We start from the raw sequence: 25,769 nt of genomic DNA on the forward strand, positions 1-25,769 counted from the left end.
ATGCCGTACCCCGCAACTGCGCGGATCACCCGGGACGGGGAAGTCCCTTTCATTCGTTAGGCCTCACGAACACAGCATTGCTCTATGCCCACCTGGCACCTGGAAGACGCCGATGCACTTGCTGCCGCGCACAAGTACACCTTCTACAAGCCTCCACGTGAACTGATCGCCAAGGTCCAGTCTGGAGAGGTGGTCAAGCTGATCTTCAAGTTCGACAGCGAAGACCCGGATGCCCCGGGAGGTGAGCGAATGTGGGTTCTGGTCGACTCTGTCGGACCAGACGGTACGTTCAAAGGTCGGCTGAACAACGAGCCACGTTGGATCAAGGACCTAAAGCTCGACGACCCGATTTCGTTCAACGCGTCCCACATCATTAACACCGAGCACGATGACGACGACAACCTCGTCGAACGCTACGGGAAACGCTGCTTCGTAACGAACCGGATTCTTCGAGACGAAGCAAAGGTCGGCTACTTGTATCGCGAAGAGCCGGACGAAGAACGCGATAGCGGCTGGCGGTTCACCGCGAATGATGAATCCGACGAGTACATGGAAAACACCGACAACATCGCATATGTTTCGATCGGCCTTGTGCTCTCACACGACGACTCGTTCGTCCATCTCTTGGACTCACCTTCTGGAACGTCGTTTGCATGGGACGCCAAGAAGAACATGTTTGTGCCGCTGCCCGGTGAGGCCTAACTTTTTATATTTGGACTCCCCCTAAACGGCAAGAGCCTGACCGATTGGAGACCTTGGGGAAAAGCATCTGCAGTCGGATATCCGGCATCTGTTGTGGACTCGTTGGTGGTCCGTGGCGCCACAAGAATCTATGTCACCGCATCGCTACACGCTGCGAGCGGCAGGCCAGCTGCCGGAAGAGCTATCGGCGTAACGCGTTGTGGGATGAGCCTGGTTGGCCCGCCCACGCTGTCGTCGGCAAAGACCTGGTCAGTGCAGCGTCTCGACTACGGGATACGCGTACTCCCGTCCGACCAGCGCGCGTGCGCCGAGGTAGGCATTCCGCATACGGTCAGACAGGTCGTCCATCTGCACTTCGCCGCTGGCGTCGCACGGGATGGTGATCCCGCGACCAGGGTCGAAGAGCGAGGCAAACCGCAGCTGATGCGCCTGGGTGTTGAGTTGAGTCATCATGACGTACTCCACTTCCGAGCGACTATGTCCAATCGCTGAACCAGAACTGCTTTGATCCGGTCTCGATGCCCTCGGCCGCTCTGCAAAGGCACACCTGCATCTTCGGCACATCTGCGCGACTCAAAAGGGCGAAATGGCGTTCAAAAATGGGGGTGTCCTCATCTTTTGCCGTGCAAGTAAATCGAAGGGCTCAAGCTGGCGAGATTGACCTGCTCCCAACCGGACGTCTCGATGGAAGTACCCTCGAATTTCCCACCCCCGCCTCGAACCAAACCGCGTTTGCAGCCAGCCGTTTTCTGGTGCGGTTTGCCCGCGTGGTCGGTTCAGCTCCGACGATGAACATCATGTTGCCCACCATTTCTGTCGCGATTTCTGCGCACGACGAAGAGAAGTTCCTCGGTGCGTGCATCCAGAGCGGTCAGGACGCTGCTCGCCGTGCTGCCACCTCGATCGAGGTGGTTGTGGTGCTGAACAGATGCACAGACCGTACGCGCGACATTGCCGAGCGCCTTGGTGCGCGCTGCGTGGTCGAAGACGCCAAGTGCATTGCCTCCGTAAGGAACGCTGCCGTACGGGCGTCGACCGCGCCCTACGTCATCACGGTGGATGCCGACAGTCGCGTCAAACCGGGAGCCATCTCAAGCGGCATGGCCAGACAAAAGGCCTGCGCCACGGCACTCTCTGGCGGGACGGAATCATCACCTCGTGCCGGAAGTTCGATATGTTTGGCGACTGGTACCTGTTTCGCAATCCGCGATTGGTTCATGCGCTGTTGCAAGGCAGGGATCGCTCGGCCGCGGACGGGTTCTATTACGACGTTGAGAGATGAGGCGCTTTGCCCATTGAGCGGGGCGATGCGAGTGCTCTCAAGATCACAGGGGCTGGCATTCACGGTGCTGCCAAGGCCGGTCAGCAGCCAGAGTCCAGTTCGCGCCGCACCTGGGCCAGCGCCGCGTCTTCCGCTTCGGTGTCGGCGTCGACCTCGGTCACCAGCAGGCGGATGCCGGGGAAGGGCATGAAGAGTCCCTCGCTCTCCAGCTGCACCATCACGCAGCGCAGACTGTGCAGGAAGGCAGGCGGGAAATCGGCCTGGGTCGCGCGGTTCTGCTCGTAGCACAGGCGAACCGGTTCATAGCGCTCGCACCACAGGGCTGCCATCGGTGCAAGTTCGGACTCCGCGGCCTCGTGCTCCCAGTCGGGCGGCTGCATGGCGGCACGCGCCGGGCTGCGGGTGAGGCTGACGCTCAGGAAGCCCCAGGCGGAACTGCAGTTGAAGGCGAAGCCGGCCCAGGGCGTTCGGTCGGGCCAGGCGTCGCTGGCGGCGGCGAGGGTCTGCCGTGACAGGTCGCGCACGAGCGACTCGAAACGCGTCGTCGCCAGAAACTCGGTCCAGTTGCTGCACGCCTGGGTCATGCAGGGTCTCCATCCGTCTCGTGCACGGCAATGCAGGCCGTCAGGGCCAGCACCTGCCCGCTGCAGGCCAGGTCCTGGTCGGTGCGCTCCAGGTACAGCGCGTCTTCGTCGGCGAGGCCGGTGGCGGTTTTCCCGCACACGATGTGCAGCACGTCGAGCGGCTCAGCGGGGGATGCGAAGCCCAGGGTGAGCCAGAGCAGGCCGTCGTCGTCGCCGACGAAGAGTTCTGCTACGTCGAAAGTGGCGTCAGCAGCTGGTTCCGGCACGCACGGGTTCATTCCTGTCCTTTCGGGTGGGTGGCAACCGACCTGCGCCTGATGGTACCGGCGGGTGACCGAAAGCACCGTCTGCGACTGGGGGGCGTCGGGCATGATGCGGCCATGAAGAAGCCGACTGTGCACTTCTCCAGCCCGCTGCAGCTGATCCTCCAGGCCGAGCTGGCCCGCGGCAACCAGGTCCGTGATGCGTCCGAATGGCCTCCGCATTGCAGCATGTTGGTGCTGCTGGACCGGCCGTTCCAGCGCAGGTACCCGTTGGTGCCGGGGGTGCGGTTCGAGAAGACCAACGATCCGCACCTCTGGAAGGCCGAGTACCGCTGCGAGGTGGCGCCCGGCCTGTGGGAGTGCCTGGCGTGCGGGTTCTAGAACGTTGTCGAAAAGAGGGCGCACCGTTCGTCGTGTCTGACAACCACCCACAGGAGCAAGCGATGGCCAACGAAGCAAGCGTCAAGGGCCCGGCCTCGTACTTTCCTTCCATCGAGAAGAAGTACGGCCAGCCCGTCGAACACTGGATGAAAATCCTCGCCCAGGCGGGGGATCGCAAGCACATGGAGCTGGTGGCGCTGCTCAAGGCCGATCACGCCATGGGCCATGGGCACGCCAACGCGCTGGTGGCCTGGCACCTGGCCCAGAAGAAGTAACCCCCGAATACGTCCATGCCCACCGAAATCGAACGCAAATTCCTCGTCACCGGCACCGCCTGGCGCAGCCCCGACGGCCGGCGCATCGTGCAGGGCTACCTCAACCGCGACAAGGCGCGCACGGTGCGGGTGCGCATCGCCGGGCCGCAGTCGTTCCTGACCATCAAGGGTGCGACGACCGGGGCCAGTCGCGCCGAGTTCGAGTACCCGGTCCCACTGGCCGACGCCGAGGCCCTGCTGGGCCTGTGCGACGGGCCGCTGATCGACAAGGTCCGCCACCGCGTGGCCTTCGGCGGCCTGCTGTGGGAGGTGGACGAGTTCCTGGGCGACAACGCGGGGCTGGTGGTGGCCGAGGTGGAGCTGGCGAGCGAGGACCAGGCCGTCGACCTGCCGCCCTGGGTGGGCGAGGAGGTGACGCACGATCACCGCTATTTCAACTCCAACCTGGCCACCCACCCGTTCAGCCAATGGTGCGGTGCGGCGGGCGCCCGCGACTGAAAGAGACCGATGCCCATCGAACTGCCCAAGGACCAGCGCACCCAGGCCATCCAGTCCATCGAGCGCTACTTCCGCGAACACATGGACGAGCCCATCGGCAACATCGCCGCCGGTGGCCTGCTGGGTTTCTTTCTCGAAGAGATCGGCCCGGTGGTCTACAACAAGGCCGTGGCCGACGTGCAGGAGCGGCTGCAGCAGCGCGTGTCCGAGCTGGACCTGGAGGTCCACGAGGACGAGTTCGCCTACTGGCGCAAGTACGAGCGCGGCGCCCGCGGGAAGAAGTGAGCGCCGCGGGCGGGGCTCAGGCCGCGCCGCTCTTGTACTTGATGCTGCAGCCGTAGGCCTGGCTGGAGGCGACGCTGACCGGCTGGCCCGCGAGCAGCTCGGTCAGGCCCTGGCGCACGTGGTTGGTGGCCTTCTGGATGTCGGACTCGCGCGCCGACGGGATGCTGTCGATGCCGCCCGCGTAGACCAGCAGGCCCTGCGCATTAACGATGTACATGTGCGGCGTGACGCGGGCGCCGAAGGCGGCGCCGGCCTTGCCGTCCGGGTCCATCAGCGTGGCCGTGGGGCTGGCGCCCTTGTTGCGCATCCAGCGCGCCAGCTGCTCGGGTTCGAGGTAGTCGCCGCTCTGGGTTTCGGTCGAGTTGACCGCCAGCCAGACCACGCCCTTCTGGGTGAAGTCCTTCTGCAGCGACTGCATGTTGCCGTTGTAGTGCTTGCGCACGAAGGGGCAGCCCGGGTTGTTCCATTCGAGCACCACCAGCTTGCCCTTGAACTGCGACAGGCTGACGGCCTGGCCGGCGGTGTCGGCGAGGCGGAAATCGGGCGCCGGCTGGCCCACCGCGGCGGCGGCCTGGGCCAGACGGGGCAGCAGGGCGGCGGAGCCCAGGGCGGCGAGGCTGGTGATGAAGGGGCGTCGTTGCATCGTGAATCTCCGGTCGGTGATTGAAACGGCGACGCTGCGGGGTCAGAGCCCCTGCAGCACGGTTCGAACCTCCCCCACGCTCAGCACCTCGGTCAGCACCACGGGTGGCTGGCCGTTCTTGTAGATCGCGTACACCGGCACGCCGTTGCGGCCCAGCTGCGCCAGCGCGGCGGTCACGGCCGGGTCGCGCCGCGTCCAGTCGGCGCGCAGCAGGGCGACGTTCTTTGCGGCCATGTCCTGCAGCAGGCCCTCGTCGGCCAGGGCGTTGCGCTTGTTGAACTGGCAGGTGACGCACCAGGCGGCGGTGAAGTCGACGAACACCGGCCGGCCCTCGGCCTGCAGCGCGGTCAGCTTCTCGGGGCTCCAGGGCTGCCAGCTCACGCCCTGCACGCCGGTCTCGGCCACGGCGGCCGGGCCACTGTCCTGCAGCCGGGTCACGTTCGGGCCGACGGCCACGCCCATCCAGACCAGGGCCGCGGCCGACAGGCCACCCAGCACCACACGCCCCCTGCCCGACAGCCCGAGCGACCAGACCAGCAGCGCCAGCGCCAGCAGCAGCATCAGCAGCGCGGCCGCGCCGTCGATGCCGCTCTGCTGGCCCAGCACCCAGAGCAGCCAGACCACGGTGGCGAACATCGGGAAGGCCATGAACTGGCGGAAACGCTCCATCCAGGCGCCGGGGCGGGGCAGCGCGCGTGCGATGGCGGGCCACCAGCTCGCGGCCAGGTAGGGCAGGGCCATGCCCAGGCCGAGCACGCCGAACACCGCCAGCGCCTGCGCGGCGGGCAGCGTGGCGGCCAGGCCGAGCGAGGCGCCCATGAACGGTGCGGTGCAGGGCGAGGCCACGGCGACGGCCAGCACGCCGGTCAGGAAGGCGTCGGCGGTCGGGTTCTTCGCTTGCAGGCTGGCCAGGCCGGAGGGCAGCACGCTGCCGAATTCGAACAGGCCGGCCAGGTTCAGGCCGATCAGCGTGAACAGCACCGCCAGCCCCGCCACCACGGCCGGGCTCTGCAGCTGGAAGCCCCAGCCCAGCTGTTCGCCGGCCGCGCGCAGCGCCAGCAGCAGGCCGCCCAGCGCGAGGAAGGAGACCACCACGCCGGCGGTGTAGGCCAGGCCGGAGCGGCGGTGGGCGGCCCGGTCGTCGGCGTGTTTGGCGAATGCCAGCACCTTGATCGCCAGCACCGGGAACACGCAGGGCATGAGGTTGAGGATCAAGCCGCCGATCAGCGCGCCCAGCAGCGCGGCGCCCAGCGTGAGCACGGAGGCGCCGGACGCCGGTGCGGCGGCGCGGGCGGAGTTGGCGTCCAGCGCGGCCTGCAATGCGGGCGAGACGCCGGCCGCCGGCAGGGCCGCCACCGGCGGCCAGGCGCCCTGCACCGGCACCGTCATGCGCACGCCGGCCAGGCCCGGGCCTTCGCCGGGCGCGTCGGCCTGCGCCACCACCAGGGCGACTTCGGACGGGCTGTCGCCGCGCTGGGCCGAAAGCGGCAGCTTCGCGGTCCAGCGCGCGCCGTCCCAGGCCTGGGTCCAGGGCGCACCGGGGTCGATCAGGCCGGTGGGCTCTGGGTAGAACTCCAGCTTCTGGCCTTTCCAGGCGGCGGGCAGGGTGTCGAGCGAGACGTTCAGGAAGCCGGCTTCTGGCGCCAGCGCGCTGGTGGCGGCGGCCTGGTCTCTGGGCGCGGCGTTGAAGGCGGCGTCGAAAGCGGCGCCGTTCAGCCCGGTCGAGCCCATCACCGGGATGCGCAGCGAGAACTGGCCTTCTTCGGGGATGCACTCCTTGCGGCAGACCAGCCACGCCGCCTGCAGCTTCACGTCCAGCTGCTGGCCCTGGAAGTCGGGCGAGACGGTCAGCGGCACCGGCAGCAGCACCGTGCCGTTGTAGCCGTAGTTGGCCAGCGGGCCGATGGGGAACTTGCGCGGCGTCGGCCAGGCAATCTCACCCGCGGTCACGCCAGGCGGCAGGGTCCACTGCAGCTCGGTCGGCAGGCCGGAATCGCCGGAGTTCTTCCAGTAGGTGTGCCACTCGGGCGCGTGGGTAAGCTGCAGGCCGACCCAGACCTTGGCGCCCGGCGCGGCGCCTTCGGGCGCGTGGGCCAGCAGCTCGGCGCGCACCTGGTCGGTCTTGACCACGGTGGCGTCGCCGCCGAGCAGGTTCTGGGCGAAGCCCGCCAGGGGCAGCAGCAGGAGGGCGAGGACAGCAGGCAGTGAACGCATGGGGAGTGGGGTGGAAGGGCGCCGAGGTAGGAGGGCGCCGGGCGCGCCAAGTTCCTCAAAGGGGTGCGGCAGCGGCCGGCAAATGTTACAACCCGGGCGTTGTTCTCACGGGAGATGCGCCATGGGTTCGATGATGGAGCGGGCACTGCAGAGCTGGGCCGAGCGGGTGCGGCGCGAGGCCAACGTGCCGGTGCGCCTGCGCTGGGGGGCGGACGGTGCGTCGGCGGTCGCGCTGGGCGAGGCGCCGACGGTCGAGGTCCGGGTGCGCGGGGCGGCGGCCTGGCCGCTGCTGATCGAGCCCGGGCTGGACACCCTGGGCCAGGCCTATGTCGAAGGCCTGGTCGATGTGGACGGGCGCTTGTCAGACATTGTCGAGGTGGCCCATGGGCTGGCGGCCAGCGCCCAGCCCACCACCGGCCTGCTCGGCCGCATCCGCCGCCGCTTCGGCCACACGCGCGAGAGCGACAGCGAGGCGATCCAGTACCACTACGACGTGTCCAACGACTTCTACCGCCCCTGGCTGGGCGAGGGCATGGTCTATTCGTGCGCCTACTTCGAGCAGGGCGACGAGACGCTGGAGCAGGCGCAGGAGAAGAAGATCGACCACATCCTGCGCAAGATCCGGCTGGCGCCGGGCCAGCGCCTGCTGGACATCGGCTGCGGCTGGGGTGCGCTGGTGCTGCGGGCGGCGCAGCGCTTCGGTGCGCGCTGCGTGGGCGTGACGCTGTCGCAGAACCAGTTCGACCTGGCGACCGAGCGGGTGCGCGCCGCCGGGCTGCAGGACCGGGTCGAGATCCGGCTGCAGGACTACCGCGACGTGGCCGACGGGCCGTTCGACCGCATCACCAGCGTGGGCATGTTCGAGCACGTGGGGCTGGACCATCTGGCCGCGTACTTCGGCCGCATCCGCGAACTGCTCAAACCCGACGGCTGGGCCATGAACCACGGCATCACCAGCACCGACGCGCACGACGGCGAGACGCGTCACGGCGGCGGCCAGTTCATCCACCGCTACGTGTTCCCGCGCGGCGAGCTGCCGCACATCGGCACCGTGCTGCGCACCCTGCAGGAAGGCGGGCTGGAGGCGCTGGACGTGGAGAACCTGCGCCGCCACTACCAGCGCACCACGCAGCTGTGGAGCGAGGCCTTCGAAGCGCACGCGGCGCAGGTCCGGCCGCTGGTGGACGAGACGCGCTGGCGCATCTGGCGCATCTACCTGGCCGGCTGCGCCTGGGCCTTCGAGCACGACGAGGTCGCGCTCTACCAAGTGCTGTGCCGGCCGGCGGGCCAGTCGGCGCAGGGCCTGCCCTGGTCGCGGCGCTGGATGTACCCCTGAAATCCGCGGGCCTACACTCCGGCACATGAACGCCCCGATCCGCCACTGGTCCGACCTGTCCACCGCCGACTTCGCCGCGCTGAACCGCGAGCGCGCCATCGCGGTGCTGCCGGTGGCCGCCACCGAGCAGCACGGGCCGCACCTGCCGCTGTCGGTGGACACGGACATCGTGGACGGCGTGGTGGCGGCGGCGCTGCCGCACCTGCCGGCCGATCTGCCGGCGCTGTTCCTGCCGACCCAGGCCATCGGCTTCTCGCCCGAACACACGCGCTTTGCCGGCACGCTGACACTCAAGGCCGACACCCTGGTGCGTGTCTGGACCGAGATCGGCGAGGCGGTGGCCGCCAGCGGCGTGAAGAAGCTGGTGCTGCTCAACAGCCACGGTGGCCAGGTGGGCGCGCTGGACCTGGTGGCGCGCGACCTGCGCGCGCGGCTGGGCATGCTGGTCTACAGCATCAGCTGGTTCAACCTGCCGCTGCACGACGCGGCCGGCAACGACGTGAATGCGCTGTTCAGCGCCGACGAACACCGCTTCGGCATCCACGCCGGCGAGATCGAGACCTCGATGATGCTGGCGCTGCGGCCGGACCTCGTGCGCATGGACAAGGCCGAGTACTTTCGTTCAACCTCCCAGGACCGGGCCGAGCGGTTCGCCACGCTGGGCAACGGCCGCAGCGCCAAGCTCGGCTGGATGATGCAGGACTACAACCCGCAGGGCGCCGTGGGCAATGCGGCGGCGGCCACGGCCGAGAAGGGCCGCGCGCTGCTGGACGCGGCCGGCCGGGCGCTGGCCCAGGCGCTGGCGGAGATCGACCAACTGCCGCCCGACACCCTGCGCGAGCAGACCGCGTTCGCCTGATCAGGCGTAGGAAATCCAGTCCTTGTAGGCCAGGCTGTCCAGGTGCGGCAGCGTGTTGTAGGTCAGCAGGTGGTGGCGCTTGGGGTTGAACTGGAACTCGGTCACCGCGCTGTTGCGGATGCGCATGTTCAGGTCGATGGTGGCGTCCGGGCTCAGGCCCAGCACATGGCCCACGGCGGTCGCAATCGGTCCGCCGCTGGAGACCAGCAGCACGTTCTGCCCCGCGTGGTGCGCGCGCACATGCTCCAGCGCGCTGGTGACGCCGTGCACGAAATCGGTGTAGGCGGGCATGCCCTCGGGGCTGATGGTGCCGGCCATCCACTGGCGCAGGCCGTCGCGCAGCAGCCGGAAATGCGCCTTGTAGCCCTCGGGGCTGTGCGGATCGCCCAGCGCCTGGTCCTGTCCGCGCGGCAGGATGGCGCGGATCACCGCGCCGCTGTCGTACTCGTTGAGCCCCGGCCATTCGGTGGGCGGCAGGTCGAGCCCGGCGCCGCGCGCGATGCCGGCCCAGGTCTGGGCGTGGCGGCGCAGCGTGCCGGTGATGACGGCGTCGAAGCGCAGCCCGCGCTCGGCCCAGTAGCGGCCCAGGCGCTCGCTCTGGCGCTGGCCCAGGTCGCTGAGCTGGTCGTAGTCGGCGGCTCCGAAGGAGGCCTGGCCGTGGCGCACGAGGTAGAGGGTTCCCATGGGGCGGGATTCTGGGCGCAGCCCGCTCCCGGACTTTGTCCCCGCAGCGACTGCGGGTCGCGCAGGCGCCACGCCGGTCGGCACAACCCTTAAATGGCGGCCTTTTTTGTGCGTTTTGCCCGGACCCGGCCGTGCGGCGCCGTGATCCAATGGGCCGATGCCAGTTTCCGACCCGGCGCATGACGCCTGATCTCGCAACCCTGCTGCTGATGCGCCTCCTGCTGGAGGTGCTGATCGCGTTTGCGTTCTGGGCGCTCATGCGGCGCTACCCGGCCATGGGCGGCCCGGGCTGGTGGTCCCTGGGCTCGGTGGTGTCGATTGCAGGCTCGCTGGCGCTGATGGCGCGCGCCGGTGGCATGTCGCCCCAGATGGGCGCGATGGCAGGGCTGCTGATGTTCGTTGCCAACGCTTTCGCCTGGGTCGGTCTGCGCAGCTACCTGCGCTGGGATCTGCCGCTGAAGTTCGTCGGCGTGTCTTCCGCGGGGCTGCTGGTCGCGCTGCTGGCCGCATCCTTCCGCCCACAGCCGGCGGCCTTGCTGCAGATGCTCTATGTCGGCTCCGGCCTGATGCTGAGCCTGCTGTCGCTGCGCGACCTGGTGCGCGTGGGGCTGCGGCGGGCGCCGCCGGAGTTCCGGGCGCTGACGGCGCTCTCCGCCTTCGAGGCCCTGGTGCTGGTGTCCATGCTGTTGTGGATGGCCGCCCACCTGAGTCCGCTCGACCAGGTGGGGCCGACGTTCCTCATGCTGTTTCTGATGACCAAGCTGGTGCGCGTGATGATCTACGGCGCGCTGGTGTCGCTGCGCATGCGTCAGGAGGCGCAGAGTGCCCGGCAGACCATAGCCGAACGGGATGCCGAGTCGCGTGCGCTGGTCGACAACCTGGGCGCCGGGGTGCTGGTGCTGAGACCTGATCGGTCCGTGGCCCGGATCAATGCCGCGACCCGTCGCTTCCTGGACTGGCCGGAGGGCGGGCAACCGCCTGCGACCGGTGTCTGGCCCCTGCTGGGCCCCGACGGGCAGCGACTGCCACGACACGAAATGCCGTTCGAGCGCGTGCTGGCGACCGGGCAGTCCGTGTCTGATGTGGTGGTGGGCATCCACATCGCAGGCGAAATCCGCTGGGCGCTGTGCAACGCCTACCCGGAGAACGACGTGCTGGGCGGCCTGCGCCACGTGGTCTTCACCTTCGTCGACATCACGGCGCTGCGCCAGATGCAGCAGCAGCAGCGGGCCCTGGAGCAGCAGCTGGCGCAGTCGCAGAAGATGGAGGCGCTGGGCACGCTGGCCGGTGGCGTGGCGCACGACTTCAACAACATCCTGGCCGCCATCCTGGGCAACGCCGACCTGGCACGCCAGGATCTACCAACGGGCCATCCGGCGCGGCAGAGCCTGCACGAAATCAGCAGTGCGGCGCGGCGCGGGCGCGAACTGGTGCGCCAGATCCTGGCTTTCAGCCGCCAGCAGCCGCTGGCGCGCACACCGGTCTGTCCCGACGCCATCGTCACCGAAACCTGCAGCCTGCTGCGCACCGCCATCGGCTCCAACGTCCAGCTGGTCAAGGAGGTGGCGCCGAACGGCCCGGCCATCCTCGCCGACGCGACCCGGCTGGGGCAGGTGCTGCTCAACCTGGGGACCAACGCGGTGCATGCGCTGCAAGGGCAGCCGGGCCGGATCGGGTTCCGGATCGACACCGTCGGGCCGGACGACCCGGCGCTGCCGCCAGCTTTGCTGGAGCCGTGCCGGCGCAGTGGCTTGGGTGCGGTCCGCATCGCCGTGAGCGACAACGGCTGCGGCATGGACGACGCCACGCGCGCGCGCATCTTCGAGCCCTTCTTCACCACCAAGCGCGTGGGCCAGGGCACGGGGCTGGGGCTGCCGATGGTGCTGGGCATTGTCGAGGCCCACGGCGGTGCGATCACGGTCGAGAGCCGGGCGGGCGAGGGCTCCACCTTCACCCTGTATTTCCCGGCCACCGCCGACAAGCCGCCGGCCCCCGAATCGGTACCGGAAGTGGTCTTCGCGGATGGCGGCACAATGGCTCCCATCCCCGGCGGCGAGCCGTCTCCGCCCGCACCCTTTTCAGTGGAGCCCCCAGCCATGTCCGACGACCCCAGCGCCGCACCTGCCCACATCCTCTACCTGGACGACGACGACACCCTGGTGTTCCTGGTGCGCCGGCTGCTGGAGCGCCGGGGCTACAAGGTCACGGCGGTCTGCGACCAGCAGGAGGCGATCGACGCGGTGCGGGCCCAGCCGCAGGGCTTCCAGCTGCTGATGACGGACTACAACATGCCGGGCATGTCGGGCGTCGATGTGGCGCGCGAGGTGCTGGCGATCAATCCTGAACTGCCGGTGGCGGTGGCATCGGGCTACATCAGCGACGAGTTGCAGGCCGAAGCGGCGGCGGCCGGCGTGACCGAAGTGGTGTTCAAGACCGACGCGGTGGAGGCCTTCTGCGAGGTTGTGGCACGGCTCGTGTCCCCCCCGCGCCCCGCCTGACGGCGGGTCACCCCCCAGGGGGCAACAGCAGCGGCCCGGCGGAGCCGGTTCCACCGCATCCTTGCATCAGGCACTTGCGCCGGACAGGACTTTGGCGAAGATGGCGCTGTCGACGTTGCCGCCGCTGAGGCTGAGGCCGACGTTCAGGCCGCTCAGCGTTTCTTTTTCCTGCAGGGCCGCGGCCAGCGCGGCGGCGCCCGCGCCTTCGGCGACGTTGTGGGTGTCGGCGAAGACCGCGCGCATGGCCTGGGCCACTTCGTCGTCCGTCACCTGCACGATGTGGTCCAGCGCCGGCGCGAGGACGGCCAGCGCCTCGGCGTCGGCCACGCGGCAGGCCATGCCGTCGGCCAGCTGCGTCGTCACCGGCGCTTCCACCACCCGGCCGGCCGCGATCGAGTCGGCGTAGGTGGTGGCGTGCGCGCTGACCACGCCGACGATGCGCGCGCGGTGGCCCAGCGCCTGTTTCGCCGCAATGGCCGAACACGCGCCCGAGCCCTGGCCGATGGGCACATAGACCACGTCGAGCTGCGGCACGGCCTTGAAGAATTCCCACCAGTAGGTGCTCACGCCGCGCAGCAGGTCGCGGTGGAAGCTGGGCACCATGTGCGCGCCGCGCTCGGCCGCCAGCCGCATGGCGTGCTCGCGGCTTTCCTGGAAGTCGCTGCCGTGTTCGACCAGCTGCACGCCCAGCGCGCGCATGGCCGCGTTCTTCTCCACCGAGTTGCCGTGCGGCACGACGATGGTGCAGGCCACACCATGTTCGCGCGCCGCCCAGCCGATGCTCTGGCCATGGTTGCCGCGCGTGGCGCTGATCACTTCGCGCGGCCGTTCGCCGCGCTGTTGCAGCTGGTCGAAGTAGGTCAGTCCGCCCCGGATCTTGAACGCGCCCACCGGTGTGTGGTTCTCGTGCTTGAGCCAGCAGCCGGTGCCCAGCCGTTCGCTCAGCAGGCCCCAGCGGTATTGCGGCGTGGGCGGGAAGCTGCGGTAGACCACCTGGGCGGCGGCTTCGATGTCGGTGAGGGTGGGCAGGTTCATGCGGGTGTGCTCGGGTTCAGGACCAGGGGTTGGTCATCGGCGGTGGTGAGGTCGGCCCGCAGACCGGCCGGGCCAGTGTGCACGGCCACGCCGTCCAGCCCGATGGCAGTCAGTGCAGCGGTCAGGCGCCCGGCGTCGGGGTGCTGCAGCGTCAGACCCTGCAGCCCCAGGTCGGCGCCGGTCATGCCGTCGGCCGGGTGCGTGTCGCCCCACTGGATCAGCGTGGGCAGCGCACCGCCGAACAGGCGCTGGCCGTCGTCGCGCACGGTGATGCGCCAGCGCAGCAGTCCCTGCGGCGTGGGGCGCGAGGCGTCGATGACGGGGCCGCGCTCGATGCCCAGGGCGCGCAGCCGCGCACAGGCGGCATCGATGTCGGGCACGCTGGCCACCCAGTGGATCAGCTGCGGCCCCTCGCGCCGCAGGCGCTCGCGCAGGGCCGGGTCGTCGAGGTCGAACCAGCGCCGCAGCGGGGGCGGCCGGGTGGGTGTGGCCGCCGGATCGATGGCGATGATTTCGAGATAGGCCTTGGGGTGCACCGTGCTGTGCAGGCGCAGCAGCCGGTTGTGCGTGCCGAACAGCGCGTGGGCGCCGCCGGGTCCGGGCGTCAAGCCCAGCGTCGCTTCGCACCAGGCCACGCCCTCGGCCAGCGACGGCGCGGCCACCACCAGGTGGTCGATGCCGGCCCTGCTGGCCTGGTTCACAGCTGCACCGTGCCGGCGATGCAGGTGACGCTGGCGCCGCCGACCCAGACCGTGCCGTCCGCGGCGCGTTTGATGTGCACGCGGCCTTCGCGCGCCAGCGCCGTGCCCTGGGCCGCCACGTAGCGATCCGGGGCCAGGCCGGCGCCGATCAGCCACTGCGCCAGGGCCGCGTTCAGGCTGCCGGTCACCGGGTCTTCGGCCAGGCCGTTGTTGCCCGGGAAGAAGGCGCGCACCTCGAACTGCGTGTCACCCGCGTCCTGCGGGCCGACCACGCCGACCTTGCCGCGCGGGCCTACGACGCCGATGTCCAGCCCGGCCAGCACGGTGGTGTCGGGTTTGAGCGCCAGGACCTGCTCGGCGCTGCGCAGCATCACGCCGCGCCAGTTGGGGCCGTTGTCACACCAGGCGTGCGCGGTGATGTCCTCGCGCGCCACGCCCAGGCCGCGGGCGATGAGCGTCACGTCGGCCTCGTCCAGCGGGCCGCTCTTGATCAGCGGCGGTGCGGCAAACGCCAGACGGTTTCCGTCGCGGCGCAGCTTCACCAGCCCCACCCCACATTCCTGCACCACGTGCTCGCCGCGCGGCACACCGCCCGCTTCCAGCCAGGCGTGGCAGCTGCCCAGCGTGGGGTGGCCGGCAAACGGCAGTTCACGGCCCGGACAGAAGATGCGCACGCGGTAGTCGGCGCCGGCGGCGGCCCCTTCGGGCGTGGGCGGCAGCAGGAAGGTGCACTCCGACAGGTTGGTCCAGTTCGTGAAGTGCTGCATCTGCTCGGTCGACAGGCCGCTGCCGTCCAGCACCACGGCCAGCGGGTTGCCGCGGTAGGGCGTGGTGGTGAAGACGTCGACTTGTTTGAACGGGCGTTGCTGCATGAAGGCTCTCCGGGATCAGGACAGGGGCAGGTCGAGCACGCCGCGGCTGGCGGGCAGCGCCAGCCACTGCGCGTACCAGCGCTCCAGGTGCGGCCAGGCCGGGCGCGGCAGCGGCAGGCCCCACCAGCGGTGCACCTCGCAGGCGATGGGGATGTCGGCCATGGTCAGCGCGTCGCCGGCCATGAAGGGCTGGCGCGCCAGGTGCTCGTCCAGCTGTGCGAACAGCGGCTCGGTGGCCGCCACCGACGCAGCGATCACGGCCGGGTCGCGCTGCGCCTCGGGCGTGCGGATCAGCTGCTTGAAGCCGGGGCTGCCGGCCGGGTTGAGCGTGGTCTGCTGCCAGTCCATCCAGCGCTCGGCGTCGGCGCGGCGCTGCAGGTCCTGAGGGTAGAGCGGCGAAGCCTCACGGGCGAACAGGTAGCGCACGATGGCGTTCGATTCCCAGAGCGTGAAGTCACCATCTTCCAGCAGCGGCACCAGGCCGTTGGGGTTCTTGGCGCGGTAGTCCGGCGTGTTCACCACGCCGTAGCTCAGCCCCGCATCAATGCGCTCGAATGGCACGCCCAGTACCTGGGCGCACAGCACCACCTTGCGCACATTGATCGAACTCAGCCGGCCCCAGATGCGCAGCATGTCTCAGTCTCCGCCGGGCCGCCCCAAGGCGACTGACGCCCCCTCGGGGGGCAGCGAAGCACACGAAGTGGCGAGCGTGGGGGTCATTTCAGCCCTTGACGGCTTCGCGGATGGCGTCGGCCAGCGCCTGGATGCCGATGCGGATCTGCTCCTCGCTCGCCGTCACGAAGGACAGGCGCATGGTGCGCGGGTCGCCCTGGTCGGCGTAGAACGCGGCGCCGGGCACGAAGGCCACGCCCTTGTCCACGGCCTTGGGCAGCAGGTCCACCGCGTCCACACCTTCGGGCAGCCGCGCCCAGAGGAACATGCCGCCCACGGGCGAGTTCCACTGCACGTCCAGCCCGGCCATGTCCTTCTTCAGGGCGTCCAGCATCACCTCGCACTGGTGCTTGTAGAGCGCACGGATGGTGGGCACGTGGCGGTCGATGAAGCCGTCCTTCAGCACCTCGGCCACCATGCGCTGGTTGAAGGTCGGGCTGTGCAGGTCGGCCGCCTGCTTGGCCTGCAGCAGCTTGGGCATGATGGCCTTGGGCGCCACCACGTAGCCCAGGCGCAGGCCGGGGGCCAGCACCTTCGAGAACGAGCCCAGGTAGATGCAGCCTTCGGGGTTCCGTGCGGTCAGCGGCTTCGGGGGCGGCTGGTCGAACCACAGGTCGCCGTAGGGGTTGTCTTCGATGACCGGCAGGCCGGCGGCCTGTGCGGCGTCCACCAGGGCCTGGCGGCGCGCCTCGCTCATGGTGCGGCCGGTGGGGTTCTGGAAGTTGGGCAGCACGTAGAGGAAGCGCGCGCCCGGCGCCTTCTTCGCCAGGTCGGCCACATCAATGCCCTCGTCGTCGCTGTCCACACTGACGATCTTGGGCTCCATCGGCGTGAAGGCCTGCAGCGCGCCCAGGTAGGTGGGCGTCTCGACCAGCACCGTGCTGCCCTCGTCGATCAGCACCTTGGCCACCAGGTCCAGGCCCTGCTGGCTGCCGGTGGTGATGAGCACCTGGTCCGGGCTCACGTCCCAGGGCAGCTGGCCGGCGATCCACTCGCGCAGAGCCGGCAGGCCCTCGCTGGCGGCGTACTGCAGCGCGGCGGCGCCGTCGGTTTTCAGCACGGCGTCGCAGGCGGAGGCGAAGGCCTGGACCGGGAAGGTCCTGGGCGAGGGCAGGCCGCCGGCAAAGCTGATGATGCCGGGCTTCTCGGTGACCTTGAGGATTTCGCGGATCACCGAGGGGTTCATCTTGTGGGCGCGTTTTGCGAGGGTCCAGTGGGCGCTCATGGGCGGTTCTCCGGGTGGGATGGTGGTTGTCGGGGTATGGGGGCGGCCATGCGCCGGCCCATGAAGACGGTGGCGACCACGGCCAGGGCAAAGCCCAGCGTGATGGCGTCCAGCGATTCTCCCAGCAGTGGCACGGCCGCCAGGATGCTGACGAAGGGTTGCAGCAGCTGGGTCTGGCTCACGCGCAGCGCGCCGCCCAGGGCCAGGCCGCGGAACCAGGCGAAGAAGCCGGCCCACATGGAAAACACGCCCACATAACCCAGCGCCAGCCAGGCCGACAGGGCGATCGGCTGTTCGGGCCAGGTCAGCAGCGCGCCCGGCACCGTCAGCGGCAGGGCCATCACGCAGACCCAGCTGATCACGCGCTCGGCGCCCAGCGTGGGCGTCACCTTGGCGCCGCCCACATAGCCCAGTGCCGCGGCCGCCACCGCGCCGACCAGCAGCGCATCGGCCCAGGTGAGTCCGAAGCCGTGACCGGCCTGCGCGGCGCGGATCAGGCTGTAGGCCGCCACCAGCGCGCTGCCCAGCACCGCAAACAGCCAGAAACCCAGGCGCGCGCGCTGGTGCATCAGCCAGGCGGCCACGGCGGCGGTGGCCAGCGGCAGCAGGGCGGTGATGACGGCGGCGTGGCTGGCCGTGACGTGGCGCAGCGCCCAGCCCAGCAGCAGCGGGTAGCCGATGGCGTTGCCCGCCAGCGAGAGCAGCAGCGGCCCGCGTTCGGCCGCCGTCGGCAGGCGCGAACGCGTGGCCAGCAGGTAGACGGCCGACAGGCCGCCCGCCAGCGCGGCACGTGCCCAGGTCACGAACCAGGGCGAGAGCTGAGGCGCGTCGGCGGTGCCGGTGGCCAGGCGCGTCATCGGCAGGGTGAGCGCGAACACCACCACGCCGACCAGGCCCAGCCAGAGGCCGAGGGTGGCGTCGCTCATGCGGGCAGAAGGCAGTGCCGTGCTGTGGTTCATATTGCGTTGCCTTGAAGTCCCGCGCCACCCAGCAGCATCCAGGCCGCGGTCAGCACCAGGGCCAGCGCCATCAGCCGGTTGAACACCAGCAGGCGCGCGCCGCTGGGCTGGCCGTTCACCACCGGCCCGGCCAGCCAGTGGCGCAGCAGCGAGCCGACCAGCGCGTAGCTGAGGTTGCTGACGAAGGCGAAGGCCAGCAGCACCGGCAGCACCGAGACGAAGCGCTGGGGGGCGTCGGCCTGGCCGGCGATCCAGCCCGCGACGATGGACAGCGCCAGCATCCAGGCCTTGATGTTGAGGAACTGCAGGCCCACGCCCTGCCAGAAGCCCACGTTCAGCCGCGAGTTGTCCACCGAGCTGAGCGAGCGGCTGCCCCACAGCCGCCGCGCCAGCCACAGCAGGTAAGCCGTGCCACCCACCAGAATGGCCCAGCGCAGCGCCGGCACCGCCACCACGAGCGAGCCGACGCCGGCCGCGCACAAAGTGAACAGCAGGCCCCAGCCCACTGGCACCGCAGCAATGAAGCGCAGCGCGCGCGGCAGGCCGCCGTTGGCCGCCAGCGCCGTGGACAGCGTGGTGTTGGGGCCGGGCGTGAAGCTGGTGGCCGTGGCCAGCACCAGCAGGGCGCTGAACTCGCTGGCGGTCATGGCTGCGCCGAGAGGACTTGTGGGGACATGCAATGCACTTTATCCTTGTGGGCCATACACAAACCATACAGATGGCCGGGTCACGGAGTGAATCTGTGTGGTTCATGAAGGCCATACACCGCATGTTCCATAGCAAGGATTCCAGAGACGCCGCGCCGGAGGCCACGGCGGTCGCTGCGCTGACCCGGACCGCCGCCCAGACACTCACCGAACAACTGGCCGAACGTTTTGCCGCCCGCATCCGCGACCGCCTGCTGGCCCCGGGCGCGCGCCTGCCCAGCGTGCGCCAGTGCGCGGCCCAGCACGGCCTGAACCCGTCCACCGTGGTGGCGGCGTACGACCTGCTGCTGGCCCAGGGCCTGGTGGAGGCGCGGCCCCACCGGGGCTTCTTCGTGCGCGAGCGGGCGCCGCTGCGCGACGCCGATGCGGCGGCGCCGGCCGCAGCGCCCGCCGCACTGCGCAGGGCCGCGCCGCTGTCGGCCGCCACGCTGATCCGCGGCATGTTCCACCCCAGCGGCAGCCTGCCCCAGCCCGGCATGGGGGTGCTGCCGCCCGAGTGGCTCGAATCGAGCTTCATGCCCGCCGCGGTGCGCAAGGTCAGCGGCCAGAAGGCCCTGGCCGAGAGTTCGCTGCGCTACGGCGAGCCCATGGGCGACGGCCATCTGCGCCGCGTGCTGGCGGCGCGGCTGCAGGGCTTGGGTCTGCCGGCCGACCCGACGCAGATCATCACCACGGTGGGGGCCACGCACGCGCTGGACATCGTCAGCCGCACCCTGCTCAAACCCGGCGACGCCGTGATGGTCGAGGAGCCTGGCTGGGCGGTGGAGTTCGCGCGGCTCGATGCGCTGGGCATGCGCATCCTGCCGGTGCCGCGCGGGCCGGCCGGCCCCGACCTGGCGGTGATGGCGCGCTACTGCGAGGCACACGCACCCAAGCTGTTCGTGAGCGTCAGCGTGCTGCACAACCCCACGGGCTACTGCCTCTCGCCCGCCAGCGCGCACCGCGCGCTGCAGCTGGCGCAGCAGCACGACTTCCACATCGTCGAGGACGACACCTACAGCCACATTGCGCCCGAACACGCCACCCGCATGAGCGTGCTCGACGGTCTGCGGCGCACCATCTACGTCAGCGGCTTTGCCAAGATCCTGGCGCCCAACTGGCGCGTGGGTTACCTGGTGGCGCCGCCGGAGCTGACCGAGCGACTGCTGGACACCAAGCTGCTGGCGACGCTGACCACGCCTAGCCTGCTGGAGCGCGCGCTGGCGCACTGCATCGAGAGCGGTCAGCTGCGCCGCCACGCCGAGCGCATCCGCACCCGGCTGGACGCCGCGCGCAGTCGCAGCGTGAAGCTGGCACAGGCGGCGGGCTGTCGCTTCGTGGCCGAGCCTTCGGGCCTGTTCGGCTGGGTCGACACGGGCGTGGACACCGAGGCGCTGGCCCAGCGCATGCTGGACGAGGACTACCTGATCGCGCCCGGGGCGCTGTTCCATGCGGCGCGCGCGCCCAGCACGCTGATGCGCATCAACTTCGCGACCACCCAGGACGCGGCGTTCTGGAAGGTGTTCAGGCGCCTGCTGGCGAGCTGAGCAGCGCCGCGAGGGCCTGGGGGGCGGCCATCCGCCTGCGCCACCCGTGCGGTTCGGCGGGCGTGGTCAGGGGCAGCGGCCGGTCGCTTGGGGCTCACGTGCCGCCCAGCGCCTGCCAGCGCTCCAGGGCCTGCATCCATTCTTCTTCTATTTCCGCATGGCGGGCGCTGAGTTGAGTCGCCCGGGAGGCATCGGTGGCAAACAGCTGCCCGTCGGCCAGGGCACTGTCGATCGCAGCCTGCTCGTCCTCCAGCGCCTTGATCTTCGCGGGCAGCTCATCGAACTCGCGTTGCTCCTTGTAGCTGAGCTTGCGTTTGCCCGCGGCAGGGGGGCTGGCCGGTGCTGGCGCCGGTGCGGCTGCCTCCAGTGGCTTGGCCGGTTCCGGTGCGCGCTGGCGCTGCAGCTCCTGCGCACGCGCCGACTGGGTCAGCCAGTCCTCCACGTCGCCGACATACTCGCGCCAGACCCCATCGCCTTCGCTGACGATGGTGCTGGTGACCACGTTGTCCAGAAACCGCCGGTCGTGGCTGACCAGGAACACCGTGCCTTCGTACTGCTGCAGCAGGTCTTCCAGCAGTTCCAGGGTGTCGATGTCCAGGTCGTTGGTCGGCTCGTCCAGCACCAGCACGTTGGCCGGCCGGGCGAACAGGCGCGCCAGCAGCAGGCGGTTGCGCTCTCCTCCAGAGAGCGTGCGCACCGGTGCGTTGGCCCGGGCGGGCGAGAACAGAAAGTCGTTCAGGTAGCTCTTGACGTGGGTGCGGCGATTGCCGATCTCGATCCACTCGCTGCCCGGGCTGATGAAGTCCTCCAGCGTGGCGTCCAGGTTCACCTGGTCGCGCAACTGGTCGAAATAGGCCACGCTGATCTGGCTGCCCTGCCGCACGGTGCCGCTGTCGGGTGAGAGTTCGCCCAGGATCAGCTTGAGCAGCGTGGTCTTGCCGGCGCCGTTGGGGCCGATCAGGCCAACCTTGTCTCCGCGCAGGATGGTGGCGCTGAAGTCGCGCACCACGGTGCGGATGCCTCCATCGGCGGAAGGGAAGGACTTGGACACCCGGTCCAGTTCCGCGACGATCTTGCCGCTGGCACCCCCGCTGGCTACCTCCAGCCGCACCCGACCCACGGCGTCGCGCCGCTGGGCGCGCTGCTCGCGCAGGCGTTCCAGCCGCGTGATGCGTCCCTGTGCACGGGTGCGGCGGGCTTCCACGCCCTTTCGGATCCACACCTCCTCCTGGGCCAGCAGCTTGTCGGCACGTGCGTTGATGACGGCCTCCTGGGCCAGTTGCTCTTCCTTGAGCGCCTGGTACTGGGCGAAGTTGCCCGGGTAGCTCAGCAGCCGCCCCCGGTCCAGCTCGACCATGCGGGTGACCACCCGGTCGAGAAAGGCGCGGTCGTGGCTGATGGTGACCACGCTGCCGCGGTACTCCAGCAACAGGTCCTCCAGCCAGGTGATGCTGTCCATGTCCAGGTGGTTGGTCGGTTCGTCCAGCAGCAGCACATCGGGGCGGCTCACCAGGGCCTGAGCCAGTGCCACCCGCTTGCGGTTGCCTCCAGAGAGCTGACCCACAGTGTGGTTGCCATCAAGATGGAGCCTTTGCAACGTCTCCTCAACCCGCTGTTCCCAGTTCCATGCGTCAAGCGCTTCAATCCTGCCCTGGAGCAAGTCCAGGTCCAGTCCTTCCGCGCCGCTGAGGTAGAGGTCCCTGGCTTGGCGGGCTTCAGCCAGACCCAGGCTGGCCGCCTCGAACACTGACGCCGACGGGTCCAGATCCGGCTCTTGCGGGACATAGGCGACTCGCAGCCCCGTTTGCACCTGCAGCGTGCCGTCGTCGGGCCTCTCCAGTCCCCCCAGTATCTTCAAGAGGGACGACTTGCCTGTGCCGTTGCGGCCGATGAGTCCGACCCGCTCCTGGCTCTCCAGTGCAAAGTCGGTGTGATCGAGCAGGGCCACATGGCCGTAGGCCAGTTGGGCATCCTGCAGAGTAATGAGCGCCATATAAATAGAGGGGGGCAGTGGGGGATAGAGGGGGCAGTGGGGGCTGGGCAGGGGATTATCGTCAGCGCCTATAGGCCGGGCTGCCTGAGTGCCCAGGACAGGCCTTGGCTCAAGTTGCTGGCCAACCTCATCTGCAAGAATTTTTCGCGGCTTTTGACAACGTCTGGAAAACTGTCGTATACTGCAAGGCTTCGCTGATCACTGAGCTGCACGACGCAGTCGGCAAGGTTGGTGAAGAGGATGTGCCAGTGGTTGCATCGATCGGTCAAAAAATATCGGGTTAACCCTAAAATTTTTGACACGAAGTCAAAAACTGGTGTATACTGCAAGGCTTCGCTGATCGCAGCAAAGCAAACAAGAAAGCAAGCGATGCTTGGGTTTCTCTGGATTTCTTCATGTAGAGACTCCGTCTTGGGGAATTCTCTACTTCCGGGTGGTTCAGGTTTTCAAGGGGACTTCAAGGCCACTACTGCAGTGGCTTGATTGGCGACCCCGAGCGAGTTTGTCAACAGCAGGTCAGTTCAACCCAACTAAGCGGCCAGCCTGTAGTTCAGAACTGTCCGGTTTCCGGGGGAACGTCAGGTTTTCAAGGGGCGTCAACCACCACACACTTTGCAAGCCAGAGCCAAAAAGGAGAGATGGGTGACATCAACGGATTGCTCCGCAACCACCAAGCTTGAAGTAGCCGCCGAGTATCAACAAAACGACATCTGGCCTATGAACGAAGTACACAAACATGGGTACCAGCTCGCCAAATGTTGCTATTCGTGGTTAAATTTAAAGAGGCTTGGAACAAGCGCTCAGTTATTCCCCGTCTCAGGGATGAAGATCACGAATCAAAGGTCTCTGACATTCATGTCTGTGTCCTAGCGGTCCACAACTGAGATTTGCACGGCCTGGATGTCAGTGCTATTGAGCGTCTTTTCACAGATCGCGAGCTATAAGCGCGCGGCAAGCTCACAGCTTGCGCCTCACGAAACGCCAACCAAATCACCTCACGCAACGGCCAAACGACGAAAGGGCTACGTTGGAGGCTGAACGTACGCGTCTACATCCTATGCTGAAGCCCTGAAACAACAGGCCGGTAACGTGATGAGCGTGATCGTAACTCTGTGAAACGGTTAGGCTTTTGGTCATTCAGTTCACCGAAACTCGAACGACAACAGTCTCAGGCACCCACTGAAAATGAGTGTCGAAGGCGAGAATTTTGCTGTGGCCCGAGAGACAAGCACGGCGTGACAAGTCACCCCAAGCTCTTCAGGTGGCTATGTTGTTAGCAGATTCCCATGACTCACCGGAGATCCGGCAGCCGTGGGGCGTTGAATTGATTGCTGAGCTACTACAGCCTTGTAACTATTGGAGTTTACTCCTAACCCCACAAGGCCGAAAACGCGAAGTCGAACGTTTTAAAGGATTGTATGTTTTCGCGAACTTTTTCCCTGTTGCCTATGATGCCTGTCTTTCCTGCAAAGTCAACATTGCAAGCACTGATGGGGGGGGCTTTGCTTCTGGCTGTCGCCGACGCTCCCGCTCAAACGACAAACACGCCGCCGCAAGGCTATGTGCTGTGCGCCTCCGAATGGAACCAATGCCGGTTCAGCGGCACCGCCAACGTGGTGTACGGAGCCCGCACCACCTGGACTTCCCCGCGCAGTTTCACCGGCGGCGTGGCTTGTTCCAACACCACTTTTGGGGATCCTTTGCCAGGAGTGGCCAAAGCCTGCTATCTGCAAACAGCCACTGCTCCTGCTCCTGCTCCTGCTCCTGCTCCTGCTCCTGCTCCTGCTCCTGCTCCTGCTCCCTCGAGTGTGCCGGCAGGCTATACCTTGTGCGCGGCTGAATGGAATCAGTGTCGGTTCACCGGCTCCGCCAGTGTGGTGTACGGTGCCCGCACCGCCTGGACCGCTCCCCGCACGTTCACCGGCGGAGTGGCTTGCAACAACACCACTTTTGGAGATCCTTTGTCGGGCGTGGCCAAAGCCTGCTACATGATGACGGCCACTGCACCGGCTCCCGCACCCGCACCCGCACCCGCTCCCGCACCCGCACCCGCTCCCGCTCCCGCTCCCGCTCCCGCACCGGCTCCAGCACCCGCACCCGAAGGACAGCCTTCGACGTCGGTCGTTGCCCGACTGGAAGCCACCCGGCTGACAGGCCCTGCACCGCTGGCGGTTCAATTCGATGCGACAGGCACAACCTACAGCGCAACCGGCCAACACCCGTTCCACCATGTGCGCTACGCATTCAATTTCGGGGACGACCGGGGTCAAACCTGGTCGATCTCTGGTCTTCCGAAAAATGTGCAGACCGGTGGTCCGCTGGCCGCTCACGTATTCGACCAACCCGGCACCTACCAGGTGCGTGTCCGCGCCACCGACCCCTCCGGCGGCTACTCGGACAGGACGGTAACGATCGAGGTTCAAGACCCCAATGCCGTGTTTGCCGGCACCCAGACCATCTGTGTGTCCGCGGTGGCCAACTTCGCTGGTTGTCCCGCAGGCGCTTCCCAGATGACCGCCATGCCGGGCTCTGCAAGCTTCAACAACCGTCGCGTGCTGCTTCGCCGTGGAGAGACGTTCTCTTCGATCAGCATTCCTCACGGAAGCCAGAATGTTCAGATTGGCGCCTTTGGATCCGGGGCGAAACCGAGAATCAGCAGTATCGACGTGGGCTCGCTGGCACCCAACTCGTCGTCGTTCCCGCGCGACATCTCGATCATGGACCTCAACTTCCTGCATCGCTTCGAGCAGTACGCCACCATGTCTCGCCTGCTTCTCTATCGCAACACGTTTGACGCTCCTACCGGGGAGCTGGCCGTCGGGCAAATCAACCTCGCAAGTGCGCTGCAATACGTCGTCGAACACCACACGCTGGCGCCCAGTCAGTACATCCAGCCCCGCGAGTTGTTTGTGGTGGAGAACCAGTTGAGGGGAAGCACAACGAACCCAATCATTAACATGGTTGGCGTTGGAAGCCAGTTCGTCATCATGGGCAACGACATGGGCACCGCCCAGCAGCACACCCTGCGCATCTATGGCATCAACAAAGGCTTCATCGCGCACAACGCACTGCGGGGACGCTCCTCCGACGGCATCCGCCATGCCTTGAAGATCCATTCTGGAGGACTGGGTGCCTACAACGACAACTATGGCATTTCGGGTTCAACCTGGGCATCGAGGCAGATCGTCATCGCCAACAACCGTCTGGGAGACGCCACGGACAACAACTCGTTCACCGGTGGTGCGGCTCCCGAGAACAACGGCCCCGACAGCCGGCAGGGTCTGGAAGACGTGGTACTGGAGAACAACGTGTTCCACCGCGGCCCGAACACGAACACCGAGTTCATCCTGATGGGACGCCGCATGTCGTCGCGCGGCAATACCCGCGCCGATGGCGGCGTGCCCAACATCAACCAGTTCGGTAACTCGTACCAGCTGCTGCCGGCTGATTGGGTGGGACCGTTCTACTACTGATAGACAGATAGCGCTTGCGACCACACCCGCTGGACTTCACGTCCAGCGGGTGTTTTTTTGAGCCCAAGCTGGCTCAGCAGAACATGGATGAATCTGCGTTGG

The 25,769-nt window shown here is 67.9% G+C and carries 25 protein-coding genes; 11 read left to right on the forward strand and 14 right to left on the reverse strand.

Annotation, left to right across the window (positions count from 1 at the left end):
• Positions 1 to 84 precede the first annotated feature (84 nt).
• Positions 85 to 702 (forward strand): DUF2185 domain-containing protein, encoded by a 618-nt coding sequence (locus DD542_RS20720; RefSeq protein ID WP_127806904.1) that lies wholly within the window; start codon positions 85 to 87, stop codon positions 700 to 702.
• 249 nt (positions 703 to 951) lie between these two features.
• Here the strand turns inward: DD542_RS20720 and DD542_RS20725 are convergent, their stop codons facing one another.
• The 3 genes from DD542_RS20725 to DD542_RS20740 all read right to left on the reverse strand — a co-directional run bounded on the left by DD542_RS20725 (position 952) and on the right by DD542_RS20740 (position 2,834).
• Positions 952 to 1,155 carry a hypothetical protein gene (locus DD542_RS20725; protein WP_127806905.1) on the reverse strand — a complete coding sequence of 68 codons (204 nt, stop codon included), beginning with the start codon at positions 1,153 to 1,155 and terminating at the stop codon, positions 952 to 954.
• A gap of 909 nt (positions 1,156 to 2,064) precedes the next feature.
• On the reverse strand, positions 2,065 to 2,568 hold the full coding sequence (locus DD542_RS20735; RefSeq protein ID WP_127806907.1) for a hypothetical protein: 504 nt from the start codon (positions 2,566 to 2,568) through the stop codon (positions 2,065 to 2,067).
• On the reverse strand, positions 2,565 to 2,834 hold the full coding sequence (locus DD542_RS20740) for a hypothetical protein (protein ID WP_127806908.1): 270 nt from the start codon (positions 2,832 to 2,834) through the stop codon (positions 2,565 to 2,567). Before DD542_RS20740 ends, DD542_RS20735 begins: the two co-directional genes overlap by 4 nt.
• A 114-nt stretch (positions 2,835 to 2,948) precedes the next feature.
• Between DD542_RS20740 and DD542_RS20745 the strand changes: the two genes are divergently transcribed.
• The 4 genes from DD542_RS20745 to DD542_RS20760 all read left to right on the forward strand — a co-directional run bounded on the left by DD542_RS20745 (position 2,949) and on the right by DD542_RS20760 (position 4,270).
• The gene (locus DD542_RS20745; protein WP_127806909.1) at positions 2,949 to 3,212 is read left to right on the forward strand and encodes a hypothetical protein; all 264 of its coding nucleotides are present in this window, start codon (positions 2,949 to 2,951) and stop codon (positions 3,210 to 3,212) included.
• 62 nt (positions 3,213 to 3,274) lie between these two features.
• Positions 3,275 to 3,487 carry a DUF4287 domain-containing protein gene (locus DD542_RS20750; protein WP_127806910.1) on the forward strand — a complete coding sequence of 71 codons (213 nt, stop codon included), beginning with the start codon at positions 3,275 to 3,277 and terminating at the stop codon, positions 3,485 to 3,487.
• A 15-nt stretch (positions 3,488 to 3,502) separates the two neighbouring features.
• Entirely contained in the window at positions 3,503 to 3,985 is a 483-nt protein-coding gene (locus DD542_RS20755; RefSeq protein WP_127806911.1) for a CYTH domain-containing protein, read from the forward strand.
• 9 nt (positions 3,986 to 3,994) lie between these two features.
• Complete coding sequence (locus DD542_RS20760; protein ID WP_127806912.1) at positions 3,995 to 4,270, forward strand: DUF2164 domain-containing protein; 276 nt, start codon at positions 3,995 to 3,997, stop codon at positions 4,268 to 4,270.
• Positions 4,271 to 4,286: 16 nt separating this feature from the next.
• Here the strand turns inward: DD542_RS20760 and DD542_RS20765 are convergent, their stop codons facing one another.
• A complete protein-coding gene (locus tag DD542_RS20765; protein WP_127806913.1) occupies positions 4,287 to 4,913 on the reverse strand; it encodes a thioredoxin family protein in 627 nt (208 codons plus the stop codon).
• A gap of 42 nt (positions 4,914 to 4,955) precedes the next feature.
• Positions 4,956 to 7,127: a thioredoxin family protein gene (locus tag DD542_RS20770; protein ID WP_127806914.1), complete on the reverse strand. Its 2,172-nt coding sequence runs from the start codon at positions 7,125 to 7,127 to the stop codon at positions 4,956 to 4,958.
• 121 nt (positions 7,128 to 7,248) lie between these two features.
• On the opposite strand from DD542_RS20770, the gene DD542_RS20775 reads away from it, so the two are divergent.
• Both DD542_RS20775 and DD542_RS20780 read left to right on the forward strand, forming a co-directional pair.
• Entirely contained in the window at positions 7,249 to 8,463 is a 1,215-nt protein-coding gene (locus DD542_RS20775; protein ID WP_127806915.1) for a cyclopropane-fatty-acyl-phospholipid synthase family protein, read from the forward strand.
• Between the two features lie 25 nt (positions 8,464 to 8,488).
• Positions 8,489 to 9,322, forward strand: coding sequence for a creatininase family protein (locus DD542_RS20780; protein WP_127806916.1), 834 nt, complete (start codon positions 8,489 to 8,491; stop codon positions 9,320 to 9,322).
• Here the strand turns inward: DD542_RS20780 and DD542_RS20785 are convergent, their stop codons facing one another.
• On the reverse strand, positions 9,323 to 10,006 hold the full coding sequence (locus tag DD542_RS20785) for a histidine phosphatase family protein (RefSeq protein ID WP_066160436.1): 684 nt from the start codon (positions 10,004 to 10,006) through the stop codon (positions 9,323 to 9,325).
• A gap of 179 nt (positions 10,007 to 10,185) precedes the next feature.
• Between DD542_RS20785 and DD542_RS20790 the strand changes: the two genes are divergently transcribed.
• On the forward strand, positions 10,186 to 12,504 hold the full coding sequence (locus tag DD542_RS20790; protein WP_127806917.1) for an ATP-binding protein: 2,319 nt from the start codon (positions 10,186 to 10,188) through the stop codon (positions 12,502 to 12,504).
• Between the two features lie 66 nt (positions 12,505 to 12,570).
• Here DD542_RS20790 and DD542_RS20795 read toward each other — a convergent pair whose 3' ends face one another.
• The 7 genes from DD542_RS20795 to DD542_RS20830 form a co-directional block, all read right to left on the reverse strand.
• The gene (locus tag DD542_RS20795; RefSeq protein ID WP_127806918.1) at positions 12,571 to 13,539 is read right to left on the reverse strand and encodes a threonine dehydratase; all 969 of its coding nucleotides are present in this window, start codon (positions 13,537 to 13,539) and stop codon (positions 12,571 to 12,573) included.
• The gene (locus DD542_RS20800) at positions 13,536 to 14,240 is read right to left on the reverse strand and encodes a VOC family protein (protein ID WP_127806919.1); all 705 of its coding nucleotides are present in this window, start codon (positions 14,238 to 14,240) and stop codon (positions 13,536 to 13,538) included. Before DD542_RS20800 ends, DD542_RS20795 begins: the two co-directional genes overlap by 4 nt.
• Positions 14,237 to 15,112, reverse strand: coding sequence for a PhzF family phenazine biosynthesis protein (locus DD542_RS20805; RefSeq protein WP_127806920.1), 876 nt, complete (start codon positions 15,110 to 15,112; stop codon positions 14,237 to 14,239). The genes DD542_RS20800 and DD542_RS20805 overlap by 4 nt, the downstream gene beginning before the upstream one ends.
• A gap of 15 nt (positions 15,113 to 15,127) precedes the next feature.
• Positions 15,128 to 15,745 (reverse strand): glutathione S-transferase, encoded by a 618-nt coding sequence (locus DD542_RS20810; RefSeq protein ID WP_079365044.1) that lies wholly within the window; start codon positions 15,743 to 15,745, stop codon positions 15,128 to 15,130.
• 88 nt (positions 15,746 to 15,833) lie between these two features.
• Positions 15,834 to 17,009 (reverse strand): PLP-dependent aminotransferase family protein, encoded by a 1,176-nt coding sequence (locus tag DD542_RS20820; protein ID WP_066160413.1) that lies wholly within the window; start codon positions 17,007 to 17,009, stop codon positions 15,834 to 15,836.
• Positions 17,006 to 17,968 carry a DMT family transporter gene (locus DD542_RS20825; protein ID WP_066160411.1) on the reverse strand — a complete coding sequence of 321 codons (963 nt, stop codon included), beginning with the start codon at positions 17,966 to 17,968 and terminating at the stop codon, positions 17,006 to 17,008. The genes DD542_RS20820 and DD542_RS20825 overlap by 4 nt, the downstream gene beginning before the upstream one ends.
• Positions 17,965 to 18,615 carry a LysE family transporter gene (locus tag DD542_RS20830; protein WP_127806921.1) on the reverse strand — a complete coding sequence of 217 codons (651 nt, stop codon included), beginning with the start codon at positions 18,613 to 18,615 and terminating at the stop codon, positions 17,965 to 17,967. Before DD542_RS20830 ends, DD542_RS20825 begins: the two co-directional genes overlap by 4 nt.
• Positions 18,616 to 18,737: 122 nt before the next feature.
• Here DD542_RS20830 and DD542_RS20835 point away from each other — a divergent pair, with 122 nt between their 5' ends.
• Complete coding sequence (locus tag DD542_RS20835; protein ID WP_127806922.1) at positions 18,738 to 20,201, forward strand: PLP-dependent aminotransferase family protein; 1,464 nt, start codon at positions 18,738 to 18,740, stop codon at positions 20,199 to 20,201.
• A 94-nt stretch (positions 20,202 to 20,295) separates the two neighbouring features.
• On the opposite strand, the gene DD542_RS20840 is transcribed toward DD542_RS20835, so the two are convergent.
• On the reverse strand, positions 20,296 to 22,194 hold the full coding sequence (locus DD542_RS20840) for an ATP-binding cassette domain-containing protein (RefSeq protein ID WP_127806923.1): 1,899 nt from the start codon (positions 22,192 to 22,194) through the stop codon (positions 20,296 to 20,298).
• 104 nt (positions 22,195 to 22,298) lie between these two features.
• Between DD542_RS20840 and DD542_RS20845 the strand changes: the two genes are divergently transcribed.
• Positions 22,299 to 22,478 carry a hypothetical protein gene (locus tag DD542_RS20845; RefSeq protein ID WP_127806924.1) on the forward strand — a complete coding sequence of 60 codons (180 nt, stop codon included), beginning with the start codon at positions 22,299 to 22,301 and terminating at the stop codon, positions 22,476 to 22,478.
• 1,134 nt (positions 22,479 to 23,612) lie between these two features.
• A complete protein-coding gene (locus DD542_RS20855) occupies positions 23,613 to 25,667 on the forward strand; it encodes a PKD domain-containing protein (protein WP_164868447.1) in 2,055 nt (684 codons plus the stop codon).
• Positions 25,668 to 25,769: the final 102 nt, after the last annotated feature.

The organism is Hydrogenophaga sp. NH-16 (assembly GCF_004006415.1).
Classification (GTDB): Bacteria; Pseudomonadota; Gammaproteobacteria; order Burkholderiales; family Burkholderiaceae_C; genus Hydrogenophaga; species Hydrogenophaga pseudoflava.